Annotated in this window: 19 protein-coding genes; 13 read left to right on the top strand and 6 right to left on the bottom strand. The window is 74.1% G+C overall.

Annotation, left to right across the window (positions count from 1 at the left end):
• Window positions 1–15 precede the first annotated feature (15 nt).
• The gene (locus R2E43_RS27505; RefSeq protein ID WP_003976644.1) at window positions 16–264 is read right to left on the bottom strand and encodes a hypothetical protein; all 249 of its coding nucleotides are present in this window, start codon (window positions 262–264) and stop codon (window positions 16–18) included.
• Between the two features lie 208 nt (window positions 265–472).
• Here R2E43_RS27505 and R2E43_RS27500 point away from each other — a divergent pair, with 208 nt between their 5' ends.
• Window positions 473–1,672: a bifunctional adenosylcobinamide kinase/adenosylcobinamide-phosphate guanylyltransferase gene (locus R2E43_RS27500; RefSeq protein WP_319120560.1), complete on the top strand. Its 1,200-nt coding sequence runs from the start codon at window positions 473–475 to the stop codon at window positions 1,670–1,672.
• Here the strand turns inward: R2E43_RS27500 and R2E43_RS27495 are convergent.
• Window positions 1,661–2,380, bottom strand: coding sequence for a class I SAM-dependent methyltransferase (locus tag R2E43_RS27495; protein ID WP_319120562.1), 720 nt, complete (start codon window positions 2,378–2,380; stop codon window positions 1,661–1,663). The genes R2E43_RS27500 and R2E43_RS27495 overlap by 12 nt on opposite strands.
• 154 nt (window positions 2,381–2,534) lie before the next feature.
• On the opposite strand from R2E43_RS27495, the gene cobT reads away from it, so the two are divergent.
• Window positions 2,535–3,608: a nicotinate-nucleotide--dimethylbenzimidazole phosphoribosyltransferase gene (gene cobT / locus R2E43_RS27490; RefSeq protein WP_011028178.1), complete on the top strand. Its 1,074-nt coding sequence runs from the start codon at window positions 2,535–2,537 to the stop codon at window positions 3,606–3,608.
• A 468-nt stretch (window positions 3,609–4,076) separates the two neighbouring features.
• On the opposite strand, the gene R2E43_RS27485 is transcribed toward cobT, so the two are convergent.
• Window positions 4,077–4,817, bottom strand: a complete 741-nt coding sequence (locus R2E43_RS27485; protein WP_011028179.1) for a hypothetical protein — start codon at window positions 4,815–4,817, stop codon at window positions 4,077–4,079.
• A gap of 60 nt (window positions 4,818–4,877) precedes the next feature.
• Here R2E43_RS27485 and R2E43_RS27480 point away from each other — a divergent pair, with 60 nt between their 5' ends.
• Window positions 4,878–5,660 carry an adenosylcobinamide-GDP ribazoletransferase gene (locus tag R2E43_RS27480; RefSeq protein ID WP_011028180.1) on the top strand — a complete coding sequence of 261 codons (783 nt, stop codon included), beginning with the start codon at window positions 4,878–4,880 and terminating at the stop codon, window positions 5,658–5,660.
• A gap of 17 nt (window positions 5,661–5,677) precedes the next feature.
• On the opposite strand, the gene R2E43_RS27475 is transcribed toward R2E43_RS27480, so the two are convergent.
• The gene (locus R2E43_RS27475; protein WP_136209498.1) at window positions 5,678–6,517 is read right to left on the bottom strand and encodes an endo alpha-1,4 polygalactosaminidase; all 840 of its coding nucleotides are present in this window, start codon (window positions 6,515–6,517) and stop codon (window positions 5,678–5,680) included.
• A gap of 254 nt (window positions 6,518–6,771) precedes the next feature.
• Between R2E43_RS27475 and R2E43_RS27470 the strand changes: the two genes are divergently transcribed.
• From R2E43_RS27470 to R2E43_RS27440, 7 genes are all read left to right on the top strand, one after another.
• Complete coding sequence (locus R2E43_RS27470) at window positions 6,772–8,325, top strand: leucyl aminopeptidase (protein ID WP_011028182.1); 1,554 nt, start codon at window positions 6,772–6,774, stop codon at window positions 8,323–8,325.
• A gap of 316 nt (window positions 8,326–8,641) precedes the next feature.
• The gene (lpdA, locus tag R2E43_RS27465; protein WP_030873385.1) at window positions 8,642–10,030 is read left to right on the top strand and encodes a dihydrolipoyl dehydrogenase; all 1,389 of its coding nucleotides are present in this window, start codon (window positions 8,642–8,644) and stop codon (window positions 10,028–10,030) included.
• Between the two features lie 63 nt (window positions 10,031–10,093).
• Complete coding sequence (gene sucB / locus R2E43_RS27460) at window positions 10,094–11,881, top strand: 2-oxoglutarate dehydrogenase, E2 component, dihydrolipoamide succinyltransferase (protein ID WP_093455937.1); 1,788 nt, start codon at window positions 10,094–10,096, stop codon at window positions 11,879–11,881.
• 209 nt (window positions 11,882–12,090) lie between these two features.
• Complete coding sequence (locus R2E43_RS27455; protein WP_003976633.1) at window positions 12,091–12,714, top strand: GntR family transcriptional regulator; 624 nt, start codon at window positions 12,091–12,093, stop codon at window positions 12,712–12,714.
• A gap of 338 nt (window positions 12,715–13,052) precedes the next feature.
• Window positions 13,053–15,752, top strand: a complete 2,700-nt coding sequence (gene aceE / locus R2E43_RS27450; RefSeq protein ID WP_003976632.1) for a pyruvate dehydrogenase (acetyl-transferring), homodimeric type — start codon at window positions 13,053–13,055, stop codon at window positions 15,750–15,752.
• Window positions 15,753–15,822: 70 nt separating this feature from the next.
• Window positions 15,823–16,806, top strand: a complete 984-nt coding sequence (locus R2E43_RS27445; RefSeq protein ID WP_265699388.1) for a helix-turn-helix transcriptional regulator — start codon at window positions 15,823–15,825, stop codon at window positions 16,804–16,806.
• A 609-nt stretch (window positions 16,807–17,415) separates the two neighbouring features.
• Window positions 17,416–17,937 carry a DUF4240 domain-containing protein gene (locus tag R2E43_RS27440; protein ID WP_030870944.1) on the top strand — a complete coding sequence of 174 codons (522 nt, stop codon included), beginning with the start codon at window positions 17,416–17,418 and terminating at the stop codon, window positions 17,935–17,937.
• A 34-nt stretch (window positions 17,938–17,971) separates the two neighbouring features.
• On the opposite strand, the gene R2E43_RS27435 is transcribed toward R2E43_RS27440, so the two are convergent.
• Window positions 17,972–18,898, bottom strand: a complete 927-nt coding sequence (locus R2E43_RS27435; protein WP_030870941.1) for a peptidoglycan recognition protein family protein — start codon at window positions 18,896–18,898, stop codon at window positions 17,972–17,974.
• A 111-nt stretch (window positions 18,899–19,009) separates the two neighbouring features.
• Between R2E43_RS27435 and R2E43_RS27430 the strand changes: the two genes are divergently transcribed.
• Entirely contained in the window at window positions 19,010–20,194 is a 1,185-nt protein-coding gene (locus R2E43_RS27430; protein ID WP_030870938.1) for a MarP family serine protease, read from the top strand.
• A gap of 23 nt (window positions 20,195–20,217) precedes the next feature.
• Here the strand turns inward: R2E43_RS27430 and R2E43_RS27425 are convergent, their stop codons facing one another.
• The gene (locus R2E43_RS27425) at window positions 20,218–20,718 is read right to left on the bottom strand and encodes a GNAT family N-acetyltransferase (protein WP_210985149.1); all 501 of its coding nucleotides are present in this window, start codon (window positions 20,716–20,718) and stop codon (window positions 20,218–20,220) included.
• A gap of 219 nt (window positions 20,719–20,937) precedes the next feature.
• Here R2E43_RS27425 and R2E43_RS27420 point away from each other — a divergent pair, with 219 nt between their 5' ends.
• A complete protein-coding gene (locus tag R2E43_RS27420) occupies window positions 20,938–21,930 on the top strand; it encodes a TIGR01777 family oxidoreductase (RefSeq protein WP_374105159.1) in 993 nt (330 codons plus the stop codon).
• A gap of 223 nt (window positions 21,931–22,153) precedes the next feature.
• Window positions 22,154–23,557 carry an NAD(P)/FAD-dependent oxidoreductase gene (locus R2E43_RS27415; RefSeq protein WP_011028190.1) on the top strand — a complete coding sequence of 468 codons (1,404 nt, stop codon included), beginning with the start codon at window positions 22,154–22,156 and terminating at the stop codon, window positions 23,555–23,557.
• The last annotated feature ends 56 nt before the right edge of the window (window positions 23,558–23,613 follow it).

The raw sequence follows: 23,613 nt of genomic DNA, 5'->3' as shown, positions 1-23,613 counted from the left end.
CCCCGCCCCCGGGCCTCAGGCCTCGGTCCCCGCCTCGGCCTCGGCATCGGCCTCCGCCTCCTCGGCGTGCAGGCTCATCGGGCCGTAGATCTCGGTGGAGTCCTCGAAGAGCCGCACCTGGTCGGTGCCGCCCGCCCGGAGGTCCTTCCACTGCTCCCCGATCCAGGACTCGGCGTCCCCTTGCGTGGTGAACTCCTCGGGCTGCACCGCGGGCTGGACCTCCGTCCCGTCGGCCGTCTCGAACCGCCACGTCCATGCCGCCATGTACGCCTCCAAGGTGTGAGCACATGCAGAGCGGAAGCCGGACCTTGATCCGTCCTCCGCCCGCAGCCTATGCGCTGAACCGGGCGCACCGTAGAAGGCCCGGGGAGAAGGCCCCGCAGGGGGCCCCGGGGGCGGGAACGGTCGCGGCATCCGCCCCTCGGGGGGACTCGGGCGCGCAGGTCGCCGGGTGACCGGCGAAAATCGGTGCGTGGACGTGACTCTGCTCGGCACCGGTGCCCCCGCGGGACTCCCCCGCCCCGACTGTCCCTGCGCGGCCTGTGCCGCGGCACAGGGCGAGGACGCGCGTGCGGCGACCGCGCTGCTGGTGGACGGCGCGCTGCTGCTCGACCTGACGCCCGGCGCCGCGTTCGCCGCCGCGAGGGCCGGGCACTCCCTGTCCGGCGTACGGCAGGTGCTGCTCTCCCACCCGCACGACGGCCCCGCCGTGGAGGTGCCGGCCGGGCTGCCGCAGCCGGGCCGGGTGCCGGACGGCCGGGAGCTGGCGCTGCTGACGGGGCACCGGGTGCGGGCGGTGGCGCTGGACGCGCCGGGCACGGGCTACGCCGTGACGGGACCCGACGGCCGGCGGCTCCTCTACGTGCCGCCGGGCGGCGCCCCGGCGGGCCTGGAGGAGCCCGTGGAGCCGTACGACCTGGTCCTCGCGGACGTCGTGGGGCGGCCGGACGCGCTGGCGCGGCTGCGGGCGGTGGGTGCGGCGGGCCCGACGACGGACGTCGTCGCCGTCCACCTGGACCACGACGCGCCGCCGGGCCGGGAGCTGGCGCGGCGGCTCGCGGCGGCGGGCGCACGGACGGTGCCGGACGGCACGACGCTGGCGGTGGGCTCGTACGAGGACGTGCCCGACGTCCCGCGGCGCACCCTGGTCCTGGGCGGCGCGCGGTCGGGCAAGTCGGTGGAGGCGGAACGCCGCCTCGAGCCCTTCCCCGACGTCCTCTACGTGGCCACCGGCGGCTCCCGCAACGGCGACACCGAATGGGCGGCCCGGGTCGGCGCGCACCGGGAACGCCGCCCCGGTTCGTGGCGGACCGCCGAGACCTGCGACCTGGTCCCCCTCCTGAAGGACGAGGGCCCGCCCCTCCTCGTCGACTGCCTGTCCCTGTGGCTGACGGACGCGATGGACGCGGTCGGCGCGTGGGACGACGAGGAGTGGGCCGACGGCGGCGAACGGGCGCTGAGGGACCGGGTGCGGGAACTGACCCAGGCGGTCCGCGGTACCCGCCGCACGCTGGTGGCGGTGTCGAACGAGGTCGGTTCGGGCATCGTCCCGGCCACGGCGTCCGGCCGCCGCTACCGTGACGAACTCGGCCGCCTGAACGCGGCGTTCGCGGCCGAGTGCGAGCAGGTGCTGCTCGTGGTGGCGGGCCAGGCGCTGGTGCTACGGGGCTGAGCCGTCCTTGCGCGCGACGACGCGGTGCCCGCGGGAGCCGGTCAGGATCGTGCAGCCCTGGGCCACGAGTTCGGCGCCCAGTCCGAGGGGGTGGACGGGCAGCAGGCGACGCGGGTCGGCCACGTCGACGAGCAGATGCCCGCCGGGCCTCAGCACTCGCAGCGCGGCCCGCAGTTCCGCCCGGGGGTCCACAACCCGCTCCAGATACTGGAAGAGGCTCACGACGTCGTAGCGTTCCCGCAGCCGGGCCGCGATGTGCGGATCCGTCAGCCGCCCGACGAACGCCTCCTCGACCCGTTCGACGGCGCGGGCCCGCAGCACGCGGTGGGTGGCGTCCAGGCCGTCGAACGCGGTGTACGGGAAGTGCGTACGGGCGGCCCGGGGGAATTCGGCGTCGCCGGTGCCGACGTCCAGCCAGCTCTCGGGCTCGGGACAGTGGCGGTACAGCGCCCGGGCGGCCAGCCGGTGTCTGAACCGGACACCCGCCCGGACCAGGGGATGCTCCGGGCCGGGGGTGAGCGGCGGGTTCCGGAAGACGTGGCGGCAGTCCGCGCACCGCTCGACCGGAGACCGGTGGGGTGCCCCCTGCCGCGGCCCGTCACCGCGCAGCCGGGCCCGCAGCCGCCGCGAGCCGCACCAGGGGCAGTCCTCGCGGTACGGCCCGTACGGGGGGACGGGAGGCACCGAGGGGGCGGAGGTTGCGGACACGAGCGGCTCCCGACACGAGACGTACGCGGGCACGTAAGACATTCAAGGCAAAACGTTACGTAGGTGAACGCGATCCGGGGCGCAACGACGCCGCCCGGACGTGCCGCCCACGGGCCCTCCTTCGCGTTCGACCGGGGCCGGTACTGTTCGGCGAATGAGCTCGCTGAATCTCGACGACTTCACCGACCTGATCGAGCGCCCCGACGGCGGGGTACGTCGCGACGCGGAGGCGCGCCGGGAGCGTCAGGTCGTCCCGCCCGGATCGCTGGGCCGCCTCGACGACCTGGGCGAGTGGCTGTCGGCGGCCCAGTCCGCCGTACCGGTACGCCCTGTCGTACGCCCCCGGGTGGTGCTCTTCGCCGGCGACCACAAGGTCGCCGAGCTGGGCGTGTCGGCGCGGCCCGCGGGCAGTGCCGGTGAGCTGGTGCGCGAGGTACTGGAGGGCGGCCGGCCGGTGTCGGTGCTCGCCAGGCGCCTGGACGTACCGGTGCGCGTCGTCGACATGGCCCTGGACTGCGATCCGGAGACGTTGCCGGCCGAGGTGGCGGGACACCGGGTGCGGCGCGGCGGCGGCCGCATCGACATCGAGGACGCGCTGACCCCCGAGGAGGCGGAGGCCGCCTTCCGCGCCGGGATGGCGGTGGCCGACGAGGAGGCCGACTCGGGCACCGACCTGGTGGTGCTGGGTGACGTGAGCGTGGGCGGTACGACGGCGGCGGGGACGCTGGTGGCCGCGCTGTGCGGGACGGACGCGTCGGTCGTCACCGGCCGGGGCGGGCTGCCGATCGACGACCTGGCCTGGATGCGCAAGTGCGCGGCGATCCGCGACGCGCTGCGGCGCGCGCGACCGGTCCTCGGCGACCAGCTGCAACTCCTCGCCACGGTCGGCGGCGCGGACCTCACCGCCATGACGGGCTTCCTGCTGCAGAGCGCGGTGCGGAAGGTGCCGGTGATCCTGGACGGCGTCGTGACGGCCGCGTGCGCGCTGGTCGGGCAGCGGGTCGCGTTCCGGGCACCGGACTGGTGGCTGGCCGCGCACGACAGCGGGGAGCCGGGGCAGGCGAAGGCGCTGGACCGGATGGCCATGGAGCCGCTGCTGACCCAGGGCGTGAAGGTGGGCGAGGGCGCGGGTGGACTGCTGGCGCTGCCCCTGGTCCAGGCGGCGGCGTCCTTGGCAGCGGAGCTGCCGACGACCGCCGACGGCGAGGCCGTGACCGACGGCGAGTAGCCCCGGTCCGGTGGACCGGGGTGGCTTGGTTCCCCGGCATGGGTGCGGGCGCGAGGGGGGACGCGGCCCGGCGTAACGGGGTGCCGCTGCGCCCACCCGTGCCGCCCCAGCGGCACGACTGCCCGCAGCTGCGGCGGCGTGGCGGCGGCGGCCCGCAGCCGGGGCGGGGACGGGCGGTCAGCCGCGTACGGCGAGAAGCGGGACGCGGAGCGAGAGCGGGCCGCAGCCGCGTACGGCGAGGAGGGAGACGCGGAGCGAGGGCGGGGAGAGCCGCGTACGGCGAGGAGGGGGCGTGTCGGGGGGTGTCCGCCCGCAGCGGTTGGCGCGTCAACGGAGTTCGCTTCTGCGGCCGACCGATTCCGCGCCGTTCCGAGGACGGACACCCCCCGGCGCGACCCCGACCCACCCACCGCACCCACCGCGCAACGCGCACCCCCACCGCACCCGCACAGGCCGCCGCAGGCATCCTCACCGCGGATCCGGGCGCCCGCCGATCCAGTCCTGGACGACCCGGCGCGGTCCGGACCAGCGGCGGTCGTGGCGTTCGGCGCGCAGCCGGGCCCGAGCGCGGGCCCGCGGCCGGCGGGCGTAGAACCGGCGGGCCCACGGAGAGCCCGGCCGGGCCAGGCGAACCGCGCCGACCAGAGCGATCAAGGGCACGATGACCCCGAAGATCGCCAGCCGTGCCTTGCCCTTGGCCAGGGCGAGGAGGGAGAACAGGAAGTTCCCCGCGACGGTCGCGATGACGTTCGCGCGGTCCTGCAACTCGTCCTGGGACATCCCGTCGACACCGAACGGCGTGAACCCCGCCAGCACCAGCCCGACCAGCGCCGCGGTGAGCACCACGGCCTCCACGCTCTTGCGCCCCGCCTCGCTCCAGTACACGTCGTCGAGGTGCAGGATCAGCGCGAACTCGTCCAGGACCAGCCCCGCCCCGATACCGAAGACCACCGCCGCGAGAGCCGACCAGACCCCGTGCCGGCCCCCCGCGACCGCGCCGAAGCCGCCGACGACGGTGAGCACGACCCCCGGGACGACGTGGTGGATGTGCACCCCGCCCGCCTTGACGTTCCCGAAGGGCCCCTTGCCCGCCCGGATCAGACGGGTGATCACCCGGGTGACCGCGAACGTCAGCACGAACGCCGCCAGCGCGAGGAGCAGCGGCAGCTTGCCCGGCTCCATGATGTTGCGCTGCCACCAATCTCCCATATGCGCACTTTATCCCCAGCACCCGCCCGCACCCCGCCGACCGCCGGGTAGTCTGCGCCGGTGCTCAGGACCCCCTCCCCCGACGGCCTCCGTTTCGCCTTCGGCACCCTCACCGTGCTCCCGGTCAAGGTGACCCGCTGGGACCGGGACGCCGCGCGCGGCGGCATGCTGTGCGCGCCGCTGGCCGGGCTGGCCGTCGGTGCCGCCGCCGCGGCCGCCGGGCTCCTGCTGCTCGCCCTGGGCGCCGGGACCCTGCTCGCCGCGGTCGCCACGGCCGCCGTCCCCGCCGTACTCACGCGCGGACTGCACCTGGACGGACTGGCCGACACCGCCGACGGACTGGGCAGCGGCAAGCCCGCCGAGGACGCCCTGCGGATCATGAAGCAGTCGGACATCGGACCGTTCGGCGTGCTCGCCCTGCTGTTCACGCTCCTCGCCCAGGTGGCCGCCCTCGCGCAGGCCTACGACGGCTCGTGGGCGCGGGGCGCGCTCGCCGCCGTGGTGTCGGCGACCGCCGCCCGGCTGGCGCTCACGACGGCGGCCCGCACCGGAGTGCCCGCCGCCCGCCCGGAGGGCCTGGGCGCGGCGGTCGCCGGGGTGGTACCGGCCGGCGGGGCGCTGGCCGCGACGGCGGCCGTCACCCTCGCCGGCGCGGCGGCGGGCGCGTACCTGGGCCCGTACGACGCGCTGCGCACGGCGCTCGCCGTGGTGTGCGCCGTCGCGGTGGCCGAACTCCTCCTGCGCCACTGCGTCCGCCGCTTCGGCGGGGTCACGGGCGACGTCTTCGGCGGCGTGGCGGAGACGGCGGCCACCACCGCCCTCGTGGTCCTCGTCCTCGGCTGAGCCGCGGGCTCACGGGCTCAGCAGGCCTCCCGCCACGCGTCCAGTTCGTACTTCTTCAGCATCGAACTGAGCCGCAGCTCGCGGGAGTCGGCGCAGAAGCGCTCGGTCGGCAGCTCGTACTCGACGTGGAACACCGCCTTGTCCGCGTCGACGAACGGCCGGTTGTCGGCGCACTCGCCGTACTGGGCGCACTGTTCGTTGACGGCGAAGTCGAAGTCGTCGACCAGGTCCGGGATCTGGTCCAGGTCGTTCTTCAGCCCGACGGCCATCCCGCGGTCGTGGGCGAGCTTCGCGATCAGCCGGTTGTAGCGGAGCTGGTCGTCGCCGGTGAGCGGGAAGCCGGTGTCGTTCTTGTAGCCGTCCATGTTGTCCGGCTCCACGGCGTCGAAGCCCTTGTCGCGGCACATGTCGAGGCGCTCGGCCATCAGCGGCTCCAGGACGTCCGTCGCGCGGATGTCCAGCCACCGCTCGCCCTCCCAGCCGTTGCCCTTGCCCAGCACCTTCTTGGGGAACGCGTCGGCGTCGGGCCGGAAGTCCTCCCAGGCGCCGGTGGAGACGTAGCAGATGACCTTGCGCCCGTCGTCGTGCAGGCCGGCGACCGTGGCTTCGTCGTGGTCGAAGCCGTCGATGTCGTAGACCGGTACGTCGACGGAGGTGTCCAGCCTGCCGCTGAGCTGCCACTGCCAGGCGGTGCCGGGCGTCGGCCGCCAGTGGCCGGCGGTCGCGCCGACGCCGCCGTCACCGCCCTCACCGCCCTCACCGCCGACGCCGCCGACGCCGCCGTCACCACCGGGTGCCGACGTGCAGCCGGCAAGCAGCAGCAGGAGAAGGGCTGTCGGCAGGACCGGACGTCTCACGGGAAGTGCTCCAGAGTGCGGAAGGGGGGTGGGCGGCATGCCCCCCGGAATGATCCCCCACCCGCACAGCCGCGGGGAAACCACGGCCCCGCGGGAGGGAGCGCGCCCGTGCGCGAGCGTAGGCTCGTGCCGAGTGTTCGCCTGCCCAGGCGAGGACCGCATCGCAGGAGGGATCTAGGGTCGGATGTCGGGCCCGGTCGACCCACCCGCATTCGGCCACACCAGACTTCATACGGAAGCGAGATTTCACCACCGTGACTGCTCTCACTCTCTCCACCGCCGCGGCGCCCGGCCTGCGGGCCGACGCGATCGTGATCGGCGTCGCCAAGGGCGCAGGCGGCCCGTCCGTCGCCCCGGGCGCCGAGGCCGTGGACAAGGCGTACGACGGCCGGCTCGCCGCCGTCCTGGAGACCCTCGGCGCCTCAGGTGCCGAGGGCGAGGTGACGAAGCTGCCCGCTCCGTCCGGCTTCAAGGCTCCCGTCGTCGTGGCGGTGGGCCTCGGTGCCGAGCCCGAGAAGGACGCCGGTTTCGACCCCGAGGCGCTGCGCCGGGCCGCCGGCGCGGCCGCCCGCGCCCTGGCCGGCGCCAAGAAGGCCGCCTTCGCCCTGCCGCTCGCCGAGGCCGCCGACGCCGGTGTCGTCGCCGAGGGCCTGCTGCTCGGCGCGTACTCCTTCGACGCGTACAAGGCGTCGGCCAAGGAGGCCAAGGAGGCCAAGGGTGCCAAGGCGAAGGCCAACGGCAACGGCAAGGCCCCGCTGGCGGAGGCCGCGCTGCTCGGCGGCAAGCCCCGCGACAAGGCGTACAAGGCGGCGATCGAGCGTGCCACGGCCGTCGCCGAGGAGCTGAACCGCGCCCGCGACCTGGTCAACACCCCGCCGAACGACCTCGACCCGGAGGCCTTCGCGGCGGTGGCGCAGGCGGCCGCCAAGGAGCACGGCATCAAGGTGCAGGTGCTCGACGAGAAGGCGCTCGTCAAGGGCGGCTACGGCGGCATCCTCGGCGTCGGCGCCGGTTCGGCGTCGGGTCCGCGGCTGGTGAAGCTGTCGTACACCTCGCCCAAGGCGAAGAAGTCCCTCGCCTTCGTCGGCAAGGGCATCACCTACGACTCGGGCGGCATCTCGCTGAAGCCGGCCGGCCACAACGAGACGATGAAGTGCGACATGGCCGGCGCCGCCGCCGTGTTCGCCGCGGTGGTCGCCGCCGCGCGGCTCGGCCTGGAGGTCAACGTGACCGGCTGGCTGGCGCTGGCCGAGAACATGCCGTCGGGCTCGGCGACGCGCCCGGGTGACGTGCTGCGCATGTACAGCGGCAAGACGGTGGAGGTGCTCAACACCGACGCCGAGGGCCGGCTGGTGCTCGCCGACGCGCTGTGGGCGGCCTCGCAGGACGAGCCGGACGCGATCATCGACGTGGCGACGCTGACGGGCGCGATGATGCTGGCGCTGGGCAGCCGCACGTACGGGATCATGGCGAACGACGACGCGTTCCGCTCCGCGGTGCACGAGGCGGCGGAGGAGTCCGGCGAGCCGGCCTGGCCGATGCCGCTGCCGGAGCACCTGCGCAAGGGCATGGACTCGCCGACCGCGGACATCGCGAACATGGGCGAGCGGATGGGCGGCGGCCTGGTGGCCGGTCTCTTCCTGCGGGAGTTCGTCGGCGAGGGCATCACCTGGGCGCACCTGGACATCGCGGGTCCGGCCTTCAACGAGGGCGGGCCCTTCGGGTACACGCCGAAGGGCGGTACGGGGACGGCGGTGCGGACGCTGGTGCGGGTTGCCGAGCTGGCGGCCGCGGGTGAGCTGGGCTAGCCGGGCCGGAGGCGCCTGAGGGGTTGCCGGGCGCGGGTGACCGTGCGGCCGCGGGTCCGTCGTGGCTCGTCGCGCGGTTCCCCGCGCCCCTGACGGGGTGTCCTGGCGTGGGTGACAAGTGCAGCCTGCTGTTCCGCTCACGTGAACGTGGGGTGTCTCACACCCCGGCCCCACGTCTCGTTCGCCTCTCACAAGTGCGAAGATGGAGCCCGGCAGGACAGGGCCCACCCAAGGGCCGAGAACAATGAGCGGCCGGACACCAGCCGCCGACCGGTCACTGGAGACCGGCGTGGCGCACATGCATGGAGGACGTGACGTGGCGAACGACGCCAGCACCGTTTTCGACCTAGTGATCCTCGGCGGTGGCAGCGGTGGTTACGCCGCGGCCCTGCGCGGGGCGCAGCTGGGCCTGGACGTCGCCCTGATCGAGAAGAACAAGCTCGGCGGCACCTGCCTTCACAACGGTTGCATTCCCACCAAGGCCCTGCTCCACGCGGGCGAGGTCGCCGACCAGTCCCGCGAGAGCGAGCAGTTCGGCGTCAAGACGTCCTTCGAGGGCGTCGACATGGCCGGCGTGCACAAGTACAAGGACGAGGTGATCGCCGGCCTGTACAAGGGCCTGCAGGGTCTGGTCGCCTCCCGCAAGATCACCTACATCGAGGGTGAGGGCCGGCTCTCCTCCCCCACCTCGGTGGACGTCAACGGCCAGCGTGTCCAGGGCCGCCACGTCCTGCTGGCGACCGGCTCCGTGCCGAAGACCCTGCCGGGCCTGGAGATCGACGGCAACCGGATCATCTCCTCGGACCACGCCCTCACGCTCGACCGCGTGCCGAAGTCCGCGATCGTGCTGGGCGGCGGCGTCATCGGCGTCGAGTTCGCCTCCGCGTGGAAGTCCTTCGGTTCCGAGGTCACGGTCATCGAGGGCCTCAAGCACCTCGTTCCGGTCGAGGACGAGAACAGCTCCAAGCTCCTGGAGCGCGCCTTCCGCAAGCGGGGCATCAAGTTCAACCTGGGCACCTTCTTCCAGAAGGCCGAGTACACCCAGGACGGCGTCAAGGTCACCCTCGCCGACGGCAAGGAGTTCGAGGCCGAGGTCCTGCTCGTCGCCATCGGCCGCGGCCCCGTCTCGCAGGGCCTGGGCTACGAGGAGAACGGCGTCGCGACGGACCGCGGCTTCGTCCTCGTCGACGAGTACATGCGGACCAACGTCCCGACCATCTCCGCCGTCGGTGACCTCGTTCCCACCCTCCAGCTCGCGCACGTCGGCTTCGCCGAGGGCATCCTGGTGGCGGAGCGGCTCGCCGGCCTCAAGACCGTGCCGGTCGACTACGACGGCGTGCCGCGGGTGACGTACTGCCACCCGGAGGTCGCCTCCGTCGGTCTCACCGAGGCCAGGGCGAAGGAGGTCTACGGCGCGGACAAGGTCGTCTCGATCAAGTTCCCGCTGGGCGGCAACGGCAAGAGCCGCATCCTGAAGACCGCGGGCGAGATCAAGCTGGTCCAGGTCAAGGACGGCGCCGTGGTCGGCGTCCACATGGTCGGCGACCGCATGGGCGAGCAGGTCGGCGAGGCGCAGCTGATCTACAACTGGGAGGCGCTGCCGGCCGAGGTGGCCCAGCTCATCCACGCCCACCCGACGCAGAACGAGGCGCTCGGCGAGGCCCACCTGGCGCTGGCCGGCAAGCCGCTCCACATGCACGACTGACCGCTTCGGTCTTCGGGCGCGACGACACAGACTTCCGCAATTTCGTAAGGAGCAACCGAAACCATGGCGGTTTCCGTAACCCTTCCGGCGCTCGGCGAGAGCGTCACCGAGGGCACCGTCACCCGCTGGCTGAAGGCCGAGGGTGAGCGCGTCGAGGCCGACGAGCCGTTGCTCGAGGTCTCGACCGACAAGGTCGACACCGAGATCCCGGCCCCCGCCTCGGGCGTGCTGTCCTCCATCAAGGTCGCCGAGGACGAGACCGTCGAGGTCGGCGCCGAGCTGGCGCTGATCGACGACGGCAGCGGCGCCCCCGCCGCCGCCCCGGCCCCGCAGGCCGAGCAGGTCGCCGAGCCGGCCCCCGAGCCCGCCCCGGCCGCCCCTTCCACCGAGCAGGCCGCCCCGGCGCCCGCCCCCACCGCCGACGCCGCCGCCGGCGGCTCCGCCGAGGGCACGGACGTGGTCCTGCCCGCGCTCGGCGAGTCCGTCACCGAGGGCACCGTCACCCGCTGGCTGAAGTCGGTCGGTGACAGCGTCGAGGAGGACGAGCCGCTGCTCGAGGTCTCGACCGACAAGGTCGACACCGAGATCCCGGCCCCCGCCTCCGGCACCCTGCTGGAGATCGTGGTCGGCGAGGACGAGACGGCCGAGGTCGGCGCCAAGCTCGCCGTCATCGGTGCGGCGGGTGCCGCCCCGGCGGCTGCCCCGGCCGCCCCCGCGGCCCCGGCCCAGGAGGCCCCGGCCGCCCCGGCCCAGCCCGAGCCCACCCCGGCTCCGGCGGCTCCGGCCCCCGCTCCCGCGCAGGCCGCTCCGGCTCCGGCCCCGCAGGCGCCGGCGGCTCCGGCCCCGCAGCCCGCCGCTCCGGCGCCCGCGCCGGCCCCGGCCGCCGCTCCGGCTGCCCCGGCCGCCGCCCAGCCGGTGGACGACGGCGCCTACGTCACCCCGCTGGTGCGCAAGCTCGCCGCCGAGAACGGCGTCGACCTGTCCACCGTCAAGGGCACCGGCGTCGGCGGCCGCATCCGCAAGCAGGACGTCGCCGCCGCCGCCGAGGCCGCGAAGGCCGCCGCCCCGGCTCCGGCCGCCGCCCCCGCCGCGCCCGCCGCGAAGAAGGCCCCCGTCCTGGAGGCCTCCCCGCTGCGTGGCCAGACCGTCAAGATGCCGCGCATCCGCAAGGTCATCGGCGACAACATGGTCAAGGCGCTGCACGAGCAGGCCCAGCTGTCGTCGGTCGTCGAGGTCGACGTCACCCGTCTGATGAAGCTGCGCGCCCGTGCCAAGGACGCGTTCGCGGCGCGCGAGGGCGTCAAGCTCTCCCCGATGCCGTTCTTCGTCAAGGCCGCGGCCCAGGCCCTCAAGGCCCACGCCCCGGTCAACGCCAAGATCAACGAGGCCGAGGGGACCATCACCTACTTCGACACCGAGAACATCGGTATCGCGGTGGACTCCGAGAAGGGCCTGATGACCCCGGTCATCAAGAACGCCGGTGACCTGAACCTGGCCGGCATCGCCAAGGCGACCGCCGACCTGGCGGGCAAGGTGCGGGCCAGCAAGATCAGCCCGGACGAGCTGGCCGGTGCGACCTTCACCATCAGCAACACCGGTTCGCGCGGCGCGCTGTTCGACACGATCATCGTGCCGCCGGGCCAGGTCGCCATCCTCGGCATCGGTGCCACGGTCAAGCGTCCGGCCGTCATCGAGACGGAGGACGGCCCGGTCATCGGCGTCCGCGACATGACGTACCTGACCCTGTCCTACGACCACCGTCTGGTGGACGGCGCCGACGCCGCCCGCTACCTGACGGCGGTCAAGGCGATCCTGGAGGCGGGCGAGTTCGAGGTCGAGCTCGGCCTGTAGTCACCCTCGCCAGTGGGCCTGTACGGTGCCCCCGCCCGGAAGTTCCCGGGCGGGGGCATCGCCGTGTTTCGACCGGGGCACGCTGTGTAAGTCTCGTCTCACCTGCGTCAAAGCGCCCCCGTGCGCCCTTCCCGCCCCCCGTGACGGCCGTATTGTCTAAACGTCAGTCCCCCAGGGGGCCGAAGGGGCCCTCTCCCGAAGGAGCTCTCATGACCGCGCCCGTCGTCCACTCGCTGCGCGAACAGATCCGCGAGCACATCCTGGAAGGGATCATCAGCGGGCGCTGGCAGCCGGGCGAGCGGATCGTGGAGCGGCGGATCGCGACCGAGCTGGAGGTCAGCCAGACGCCGGTGCGGGAGGCACTGCGGGAGCTGGAGTCGCTGCGGCTGATCGAGTCGGCGCCGAACAAGGGCGTGCGGGTGCGCAACCTGACCGCCGCCGACCTGGAGGAGAGCTACCCCGTCCGGGCCGGTCTGGAGGCCATCGCGGCCGAGCTGGCGGCGGACCGGCTCGCCCTGGACTGCTCGGCCCTGGAGCCGCACGTCGCCGCGCTGTACGAGGCCGACCGGGTCTCCGACGGCACCGGCCAGGTGCGGCACACGGTGGGCTTCCACCGGGAGCTGGTGCGGGCGGCGGGCAACTCGGTGCTGCTGCACACCTGGGAGGGGCTGGGGATCGAGGTGTTCACGGCGCTGTCGATACGGTGGCTGGGGACGGTGCAGCAGTCGTACGCGGAGGAGCACGAGGAGCTGGTCGCCGCGTTCCGGCGCCGCGACCCGCGCATCCCGGAGATCGTGAAGTCCCACGTCCTGGGCTGCGCACCCCGCCCCTGACGGCCTCCTTCGCCCCGTTCCCGCGCAGTTCCCCGCGCCCCTGGAGAAGGGCTGCGGACACCACTCGGCCGGCCCCCGAGCTCATCCGCGCCCACCCCCTCTCACCTGCACATATCCCCGACGGGACCGTCACCCCGTGCCACCGCCGGAGGCACCCCGTGCCGACTTTCTCGTGATCAAGAGGTTTTGCCCCTCAACCCTTTGATCGATCATCGATCAACGAGTTACAGTCACAGACGGGCTTCCACCCAAGCCCCAGCCCTGTCCTGCCAAAGACCTAGGGCACCCCCGAACCCTTGCCGATGAGGGAACCCCCTTCGACTGAGGAAGGCGGCGACATGACGACCGACCCGAAAGCCATCCAGCCGAGCGAGCTCGACCAGCTCCCGGACCGCGACCCCGAGGAGACCGCCGAGTGGCAGGCCTCCCTGGACGCCGTCACCCAGGCGGCCGGGCCGCACCGTGCCGCGTACCTGATGCGCCGCACGCTGGAGCGCGCCGAGGGCGCGGGCCTGGCGCTGCCCAAGCTGCTGGAGACCGACTACGTCAACTCCATCCCGACCGCCGACGAGCCCACCGTGGACGGCGACGAGGCGATGGAGCAGCGGATCACCGCCTGGAACCGCTGGAACGCGGCGGCGATGGTGACCCGCGGCAGCAAGTACGGCGTCGGCGGCCACATCGCCACCTTCGCCTCCGCGGCCTGGCTCTACGAGACCGGCTTCAACCACTTCTTCAAGGGCAAGGAGGGTGACGGCTCCGGCGACCAGCTCTACATCCAGGGCCACGCCTCCCCCGGCATCTACGCCCGCGCCTTCCTCGACGGCCGCCTGAACGAGGAGCAGCTGGACAACTTCCGCCGCGAGGCCGGCGGCAACGGCCTGCCGTCCTACCCGCACCCGCGCCGCCTGCCCTGGCTGTGGGAGTTCCCGACCGTCTCCATGGGCCTCGGCCCGATCTCCGCGATCTACCAGGCGCGGTTCAACCGCTACCTGACCAGCCGCGGGATCAAGGACCTGACCAACTCCCACGTGTGGGCGTTCCTCGGCGACGGCGAGATGGACGAGCCGGAGTCCACCACCGCGCTCACCCTCGCCTCCCGCGAGGGCCTGGACAACCTGACCTTCGTCATCAACTGCAACCTGCAGCGCCTCGACGGTCCGGTCCGCGCCAACTTCAAGATCGTGCAGGAGCTGGAGGCCCAGTTCCGCGGCGCCGGCTGGAACGTGATCAAGTCGCTGTGGGGCACGGCCTGGGACGAGCTGTTCCAGCTCGACACCACCGGCGCCCTGGTACGCCGCCTGCGCGAGGTACCGGACGCCCAGGTCCAGACGTACCAGACCCGCGACGCCGCCTACATCCGCGAGGACTTCTTCAACAAGGACCCGCAGCTCGCCGAGATGGCGAAGCTCCTGTCCGACGACAAGATCCTCGACTGCTTCCACTTCTCCCGCGGCGGTCACGAGTCCCGCAAGGTGTACGCCGCCTACCGCGCCGCGCTCGCCCACAAGGGCGCGCCCACCGTGATCCTGGCCCAGACGGTCAAGGGCCACACCCTCGGCCGCGGCTTCGCCTCCAAGAACGCCAACCACCAGATGAAGAAGCTCTCGGTGGACGAGTTCAAGGACATGCGCGACCTGCTCGGCCTGCCGATCGCGGACAGCGCCTTCGTCGACGGCGTGGTCCCCTACGGCCACCCGGGCGCCGACTCCCCCGAGGTGCGCTACCTCCAGGAGCGCCGCGCCGCCCTCGGCGGTCCCGCCCCGGCCCGCCGCGTGCACCCCCTCGCACCGCTGCCCGCCCCGGCCGACAAGGCGTTCGCGTCCTTCGACAAGGGCTCCGGCTCGCAGAACGTCGCGACGACCATGGCCTTCGTCCGCCTGGTCAAGGACCTGGTCCGCGACAAGGAGACCGGCAAGCGCTGGGTGCCGATCGTCCCCGACGAGGCCCGCACCTTCGGCATGGAGAGCCTCTTCCCGTCCCTGGGCATCTACTCGCCCAAGGGCCAGACGTACGAGCCGGTCGACCGCGACCAGCTGATGTACTACAAGGAAGCCAAGAACGGCCAGATCCTCAACGAGGGCATCACCGAGGCCGGCTCGATGGCCGACTTCATCGCCGCGTCCACCGCGTACGCGACGCACGGCGAGGCGATGATCCCGTTCTACATCTTCTACTCGATGTTCGGCTGGCAGCGCACGGCCGACCAGATGTGGCAGCTCGGCGACCAGCTCGGCCGCGGCTTCCTGGTGGGCGCCACCGCGGGCCGCACCACCCTCACCGGTGAAGGCCTTCAGCACGCGGACGGCCACTCCCCCGCCATCGCGGCGACCAACCCCGCCGCCCTCTCCTACGACCCGGCGTTCGCGTACGAGATCGCGGCGATCGTCAAGGACGGTCTGCGCCGCATGTACGGCGAGGCGGCCCCGGGCGAGGACCCGAACGTCTTCTACTACCTGACGGTCTACAACGAGCCGATGCCGCAGCCGGCCAAGCCGTCCGGTGTGGACGAGGGCATCGTCAAGGGCCTGTACCGCTTCAACACGGCGGAGACGGCGGGCCTGACCCCGGCCGCGAACGCCCCGCGCATCCAGCTGCTCGGCTCCGGCACGGCGATCCACTGGACGCTCAAGGCGCAGCGGCTGCTCGCCGAGGAGTGGGGCGTGGCCGCCGACGTGTGGTCCGCGACCTCCTGGACGGAGCTGCGCCGGGACGCCATGGACGCCGACGCGGCGCTGCTGCGCGGCGAGGACCGGGTGCCGTACGTCCGCCGGGCGCTGCAGGGCGCCGAGGGCCCGGTGCTCGCGGTCTCCGACTACATGCGCCAGGTCCCGGACCAGATCGCGCAGTGGGTCGAGCAGGACTACTCGTCGCTCGGTGCCGACGGCTTCGGCCTGTCGGACACCCGGGACGCCGCCCGCCGCCACTTCGGCGTGGACGCCGAGTCCATCGTGGTCGCGGCGCTGGCCCAGCTCGCCCGGCGCGGCGAGGTCAAGGCGACGGCCGTGAAGGAGGCGCGCGAGCGCTACGGCCTGTAGAGGCACGTCACGACGAACGGAAGGCCCCCGCCCCGGCGGGGGCCTTCCGCGTCTCCTGCATCATGTGGGAATGCGCGCTGCCCGCCTCATCAAGATGGTGCTGCTCCTCCAGTCCCGCCCGACCATGACCGCCGCCGAGCTGGCCCGGGAGCTGGAGGTGTCGGAGCGGACCGTGACGCGGGACGCGCAGGCACTGTCGGAGGCGGGCGTGCCGGTGTACGCGGAGCGCGGCCGGGCCGGCGGCTACCGCCTCGTCGGCGGCTACCGCACCCGCCTGACCGGCCTGGCCCGGGGCGAGGCCGAGGCTCTGTTCCTGTCCGGAGTCCCCGGGGCGCTGCGCGAGATGGGCCTGGAGGACGCGGCCTCGGCGGCCCGCCTGAAGGTGTCGGCGGCCCTGCTCCCTTCCCTGCGGGACGCCTCCCGTACGGCGGCCCAGCGCTTCCACCTGGACGCGCCGAACTGGTTCCGCGAGCCGGAGACGCCCGAGCTGCTGCCCGCGGTGGCGGACGCGGTCTGGGACGACCGGCGCGTCGCCGCGCGCTACCGGCGCGGGACGGACGAGGTCGTCCGGGAGCTGGAGCCGTACGGGCTCGTACTGAAGGCCGGGGTCTGGTACCTCTGCGCGCGGGTCGCCGGGACGGCGGGCGACGGACCCTTCCGCGTGTACCGCATCGACCGGTTCACGGCGGTGGAGGCGGGCGAGGAACGTTTCGTCCGGGACGACGGCTTCGACCTGCCCGCGTTCTGGGCCGAGCGGGCCGAGCAGTTCGCGCGGTCGATCCTGCGGGCCGAGGTGGTGGTGCGGCTGTCGGGGCGGGGGGTGCGTGGGCTGCCGTACGCGGTCGACGCGCTGTCGGCCCGGGAGGCGCTGGAGGCCGCGGGGGCGCCGGACGCGGACGGCTGGGTGACGGTGGCGCTGCCGGTGGAGTCGGAGGAGGTCGCGCACGCGCAGCTCAGGGGGCTCGGGCCGGAGGTGGAGGTGCTGGCGCCGGCGGCGCTGCGGGAACGGTTCGCGCGGGAGGCGCGGCGGTTGGCGGAGCTGTACGGGGGGTGAGTGCGGGGTGCCGCGGGCCGGCGTGGTCCGGGGGGTGGGTCACGTGACCCGGCGTGGTCTTGGCACCCGGGGTGGGTGCGGGCGCCAGAGGGACGCGGCCCGGCGTTGCGGGGTGCCGCTGCGCCCACCCGTGCCGCCCCAGCGGCACGACTGCCCGCAGCTGCGGCGGCGTGGCGGCGGCGGCCCGCAGCCGGGGCGGGGACGGGCGGTCAGCCGCGTACGGCGAGAAGCGGGACGCGGAGCGAGAGCGGGCCGCAGCCGCGTACGGCGAGAAGCGGGACGCGGAGCGAGAGCGGGCCGCAGCCGCGTACGGCGGGGCGGGGGACGCGGAGCGTGGGCGGGGAGAGCCGCGTACGGCGAGGAGGGGGCGTGTCGGGGGGTGTCCGCCCGCAGCGGTTGGCGCGTCAACGCCCCGAGCCTTTTCAAGTGACCGATTCCGCGCCGTTCCGAGGACGGACACCCCCCGGCGCGCCCCCGACCCACCCACCGGACAAGCCGCGCTACGCGCACCCCCACCGAACCCGCACAGGCCGCCGCAGGCATCCTCACATAACGATCCGCCGCACTCCGCGTGCGCCGCCCCCGCCCAGGGCCGATGCTGGACCCGTGATGGACGAGACGGAGTTCTGGGAGCTGATCGACGCCGCCCGGCAGCGCGCCGACGGCGATTCCGAGGACCAGGCCGACCTGCTCGTGGAGCGGCTGCTCGGCATGGACCCGGACCTGGTGCTCGACTTCGCCCGCCACTTCGAGGCCCGCTACAACCGCGCCTGCACCTGGGACCTGTGGGCTGCCGCGTGGGTGCTGCTCGGCGGGGCGAGTGACGACGCCTTCGACTTCTTCCGGTGCTGGCTCATCGGCCAGGGCCGTGAGGTGTACGAGGGCGCGGTGCACGAGCCCGACTCGCTCGCCGAGCTGCTGGACGACTTCGACGAGGAGCTGGACGGCGACGGCGAGGAGCTGGGCTACGCGGCCGACGAGGCCTACGAACAGCTCACCGGCACCGTCGCCCCGGACCTGGGCATCGCGCCCGCGCCCCCCGAACCGCTGGGCGTACCGATCGACCTGGAGAACGACCGCGCCCTCGCCGAGCGCCTGCCCCGCCTGTGGGCGAGGTTCGGACCGGAGTGACGCGCGGACTCGGGCGCACCGCCCGCCCGGGCGGTCAGGCCCGGCCCTGGAGGCGGGCCGCCGTGTCCCGGATGTCCGCGAGGCGGGCGGAGAGAGCCGCGCCCGGGCAGCTGGTCTGGTAGCCGTCGTCGTGCCCCGCGACGGCGGGCAGCATGGCGGTGGCACCCGCGGCGTACCGGCTGAGGCCGTTGCTGGAGACCAGGGCGACCTTCGCCCGCGGGTCGGTGCCGGTCTCGCCCAGCTTCCAGGCTGCCACGGCGGCGATCGCGTCGGTCAGCTCGTCGGGCACGGGCACCCCGGCGGTGTAGGTGCCGAGGGCGGCGATCCCGGTGGTGCGGTGGTTGAAGCCCTGGGTGTGGGCGCCGGTGACGGGCCGGTCGATGCCGCCGGCGCGGCCCTCGTAGACGGTGCCGCAGCGGTCGACGACGAAGTTGTAGCCGATGTCGTCCCAGTCCCGGGCTCCGGTCTGGCCCTGGTACACCCCGCGGAGGATGGCCGGCACGTCGGCGCAGTCGTAGCCGTTGGGCGTGTCCGTGTGGTGGACGAAGACGGCGACCACCTCGTCGTCGTAGCGGGGGGCGGGCTGGGCGCGGGCGGCGTCGCCCAGCCAGACCGACCGGGGCACGATGTCGGGCCGGGGCGCGGCGTACCGGTCGGTGGCGGCGGCCGGAACGGCCTCGGCGTCGGCGTCGGCCGCCCGTTCCACCCCGTTCGCGCACAGGAAGAGCGCGGCGACGGCGGCCAGCCCGGGCAGGGCGCCGAGCAGCGCCCGTGCCGCGGTCGGCATGCGCACGGCGCCGGGTATGCGGGCGGCCCGTCGCTCCCGGGCCCGGCGCGGTCCTCGGAAGACTCGCATGGTCCCACTGTCCGGCGGATCCGCTCTGTCCGCGATGTGTGCTGTGCCACCCGGTGGAACCATCGTCCCGGTGCACGGCGTTTCACCCTTGACCGGCCCGCACACACTCGCTCGCCCAGGTGGCCGTTTTCCGGACAGTCGTGCGCACCGGGCTGATCACCGGCCCGGTACGGCACGTACTGGGGGTCCCGGGCCCGGCAGAAAGGCGGTTCGCGCGTGGACCTGCTCGACATCGTGCTCGCGCTGGTGGTGCTGGCCTACGCCGCCTCCGGCTACCGGCGCGGCCTGGTGGCCGGCTGTGTGTCGCTGGCGGGCTTCGTGGGCGGTGCGGCACTCGGCGTGTGGGTCCTGCCGTGGGTGATGGACCTGGTGGAGCGGGGCTCGACGGCGGCGACGGTGGTCGCGGTGGTCACGGTGCTGCTGCCGGCGATGGCGGGCCACGAACTGGCGGGACGCCTCGCGCTGCGGCTGCGCGGCGAAATGACCGCGGGCCCGCTCCGGGTGGCCGACGGGGTCGGCGGCGCGGTCGCGAACTCGGCGGCGGCGCTGATCGTGGCGTGGGTGGCGGCGAGCGTGCTCGCGGCCTCCTCGTCCTCGCTGCTCACCTCGGCGATCCGGGACTCGACGCTGCTGGGCGCGGTGCAGCGGGTGATGCCGGACACCACCCCGGCGTGGTTCTCCCGGGCGACGTCCGCGCTGGCCGACGCCGGGTTCCCGCAGGTCTTCAACCCGTTCGAGAACGAGTCGGCCGCCGAGGTCGCCGAGCCCTCCGGCGACAGCGTCACGCCCGCGGCCACCCGTGCGGCCCAGCTCAGCACGGTGAAGGTGGAGGGCGTGAGCGGCACCCAGGGCCGGGAGGGCAGCGGCTTCGTGTACGCGCCGGAGCACGTGATGACCAACGCCCACGTGGTGGCCGGCATCGACGACCCGAGTGTCCGGGTGGGCGGCGTGGGCCCGGCGTACGACGCGCGGGTGGTGCTGTTCGACCCGGACAAGGACGTCGCGGTGCTGTACGTCCCGGACCTGAGCGCGCCGGTGCTGCGGTTCGACGAGGACGCCGCGCGGGGCGACGCCGCGGTGGTGGCGGGCTATCCGCAGAACGGCGACCTGGATCTGCGGGCGGCGACGGTGGCCAACCGGGTCCGCGCCACCGGCCAGAACATCTACAGCGACGAGAGCGTGACCCGGGAGATCTACTCGATCCGCTCCACGGTCCGCCCCGGCAACTCGGGCGGACCGCTGCTGACCACCGACGGCCGGGTGTACGGGGTGGTGTTCGCCCGTTCCACCTCCGACGCGGAGACCGGCTACGTGCTGACGGCGGCCGAGGTGGCCCCCGAGGCCCGCGACGCGGCGGACGCCACGCGGGCGGTGGACACGGGCGAGCCGGTCACGTCGTGAGCGCGGTCACGAGGTGAGCGTGGTCACGACGTGAGCGCGGTCAGCATCTGTCCCATCAGCACGTCGTCGACGTACCGGCCGTCGAGGTGGAACTCCTCGGGCTGTACGCCCTCCACGACGAAGCCCTCCGACTCGTAGAGGCCCCGGGCGGCCGTGTTGTGGCCGAGGACCCGCAGGGTGATCCGGCGGAAGCCCTCGTGCCGGGCCTCGTCGACGGCGGCCCGGACCAGTGCCCGCCCCACGCCGTGGCCGCGGGCCGCGCCGGCGACGGCGAGGCCGCGGATCTGCCGGACGTGGGTGTTGGAGGCCAGCGGAGTGGGAAACCCGAGGCGGACGTAGCCGACGACGGCACCGTCGAGTTCGGCGACCAGGTGGGCGTCGGGGCCGCAGGTGTCCCGGAAGAAGGGGTCGTCCGGTCCCGGTGGGGGCGAGACGGCGTGCAGGTAGGACCAGGTCTCGAGGTCGATCCGGCGCAGCGGGTGCTCGTCCTCGGACCTGGCGCGGCGTATGTGCGGGGCTGGCATGGCGATCACTGTACGACGCGGTGTCGGAGACCGGTCCGGGGTTTTTCCGGGGTCACCCGGCAGGATGGCCCCCTGGAGGACGGCCACGTGGGCGGCGGGCACGTGGCCGCCGGTCACATGGGCGGCGGGCACCTGGGCGGCAGGCACATGGCCGCCGGACACATGGGCGGCAGGCACATGGACGACGGACACACGGACGGCGGACGGGACGGCAGGCACATGGGCGACAGGCACATGGACGACGGACACACGGACGGCGGGCACACGGACGCCCGACGCACACACAACGGACGCACGAACAACGGACGCCCGCCCAGGGACCGTCCCCGCATCGTGGTGGCCGGCGCGTCCGGTCTGATCGGCGGCGCCCTGGCGCGGTCCCTGACCGCGGACGGGTACCGGGTGGTGCGCCTGGTGCGGCGCGCGCCCGAGGGCCCGGACGAGGTCCGCTGGGACCCCGAGAACGGGCGGGTGGACGCCGCCGGACTGGAGGGCTGCGACGCGGTGGTCAACCTGGCCGGGGCCGGGGTGGGCGACCGCCGCTGGACCGACGCGTACAAGACCCGCATCCGCAGCAGCCGGGTGCACGGCACGACGGCGCTCGCGGAGGCCGTCGCCGCGCTGGAGCGGCCGCCGCGGGTCTTCGTGAACGGCAGCGCGATGGGTTACTACGGGGAGACCGGCGACCGTCCCGTGGACGAGAGCGCCCCGCCGGGCGAGGGCTTCCTGCCGGGCCTGTGCGTGGAGTGGGAGGCCGCGGCGGCCCCCGCGCAGAAGGCGGGCGTGCGGACGGTGTTCACGCGCACCGGCCTGGTCGTCGCGCGCGGGGGCGGTGCCTGGGGACGGCTGTTCCCGCTCTTCCGGGCGGGGCTCGGCGGGCGGCTGGGCGACGGGTCGCAGTACTGGTCCTTCGTCGCGCTGCACGACGAGGTGGCGGCGATCCGGCACCTCCTGGACCGGGACGACCTCTCCGGCCCCTTCAATCTGACCGCCCCTCAGCCGGTGACGAACCGTGAGGTGACGGTGGCCATGGGCCGGGTGCTGCACCGCCCGACGCCGTTCGCCGTGCCCGCACCGGTCCTGCGCGCCGCGCTCGGTGAGATGGCGGGCGACGTCCTCGGCAGCGCCCGGGTGCTCCCCGCCCGCCTCATGGAGTCGGGCTTCCGCTTCGCGTTCCCGGAGATCGACGGGGCGATCCGGGCGGCACTGTGATCCACGCGCCGCCACGCGCCGCCACCCGCCGCCACGCGTCACCGCACTCCGACCACTCGATGGCCATATCGCACCCGCATGCGACCGCTGTGCGACCGTGTGCCGCCCCCGGGTGATTCCCGTTGACCGTTTCGCACCCTAACCTCGTCTCGAACTCGAGTATTCCTCAAGCCTGTTGGGGGCATGACGTCTCCAGCGGCCGCGCAACCTCGAGGAGGGGCACGTGCTTGAGCCCGCGTACCAGGCGGACGTCGTCGTCGTGGGGGCCGGGATCGCCGGACTCGCCGCGGCGCAACGGCTGACCAGCGCAGGAGTGACGACCACGGTCCTGGAGGCCGCCCATGCGGTGGGCGGCCGGATGGCCACCGAGAAGGTCGACGGTTTCCGGCTCGACAGAATCGGACAGCTGCTGTCCACGGCGTATCCCGAACTGCGCCGCACCCCCGGGCTCGACGGTCTCGCGCTGCTGCCCTTCGCCCCCGGGGTCCTGCTGCACAGCGAGGGCCGCCACCATCACGCGGGCGCCCCGTCGGGCGTACGGAGCGCACGGGGCGCACTCCATGCGGTGCGCGCCCTCGCGAGCGCCCCTCGCTCGATGCCCGCGCCCCGGCGCACGGTGAACGCGCCCGGCACGTCCGGCAGGCCGGCCGCCGCGCCCCGCAGCCGCGCCGGCGCCCCGCTCGGCACCGCCGTGGACCAGGCCCGGCTCGGTGCCGCGCTGGCCCGGCTCGCGCACACGCCGGCCGAACGGCTGCTGGCCCGGCCGGAGCTGCCCGCCGCCCGGGCGCTGGCGGCCCGCGGGCTGCCGGCCCGCACGATCGACGGCTTCCTGCGCCCCCTGCTCGCCGCCCTGCTGTACGACCCGGACCTCACGACGTCCAGCCGGTGCGCGGACCTCGCGCTGCGCGCCTTCGCCGGCGGACGGCTCACGCTGCCCGAGGGCGGCGCCGAGGCCCTGCCGGAGCACATGGCGCGGTCGCTGCCGCCGGGCACCGTGCACACCGGAGTCCGCGTCACCTCGGTCGCGACCAACGCGGTGACCACCGCGGAGCACGGCGTCATCCGCTGCCGGGCCGTGCTGGTGGCGACCGACGCCCGCGCGGCGGCCGAGCTGCTGCCGGGCCTGCGGGTGCCGGACTTCCACCCGGTGACGGTGGTCCACCACACCACCGACGAGCCGCCGACGACCGGCGCGGCCCTGCTGCTCGACGCCGACCGGGGCGGCCCGGTGGCCCACACGGCGCAGGTCAGCCAGGTGGACCCGTCCCGCGCGCCGGCCGGCCGCACCCTGGTCTCCTCGACGGTCCTCGGCCCTCCCCCGCCCGACCTCGACACCGCCGTACGCATCCACCTGTCCCGCCTCTACGGCACCCCGACCACCCGCTGGGAGACCCTCGCCGTGCACCACACGCCCGAGGCGGTGCCCGCGATGCGCCCGCCGCACGATCCACGCAGGCCGGTACGGCTGCTGGCCGGGCTGTACGTGTGCGGCGACCACCGCGACACCAGCACCGCCCAGGGCGCCCTGCACTCGGGCCACCGGGCCTCGGCGGCGATCCTGAGGGACCTCGGCGCGGGCCGTCCGATGCACTCGGCGGAGCCGGCGCCGACGGCCCACGCGGCCTAGGACCGGGCCGTTCGGGGCCGTTCGGGGCCGTTCGGGGCCGTTCCGATCCGGTCCGG

The sequence above is a fragment of the Streptomyces violaceoruber genome (genome assembly GCF_033406955.1).
In the GTDB taxonomy this organism is placed as follows: Bacteria; Actinomycetota; Actinomycetes; order Streptomycetales; family Streptomycetaceae; genus Streptomyces; species Streptomyces violaceoruber.
The sequence above is the reverse complement of the archived record's forward strand: the minus strand, read 5'-3'. Positions and strand labels throughout refer to the sequence as shown.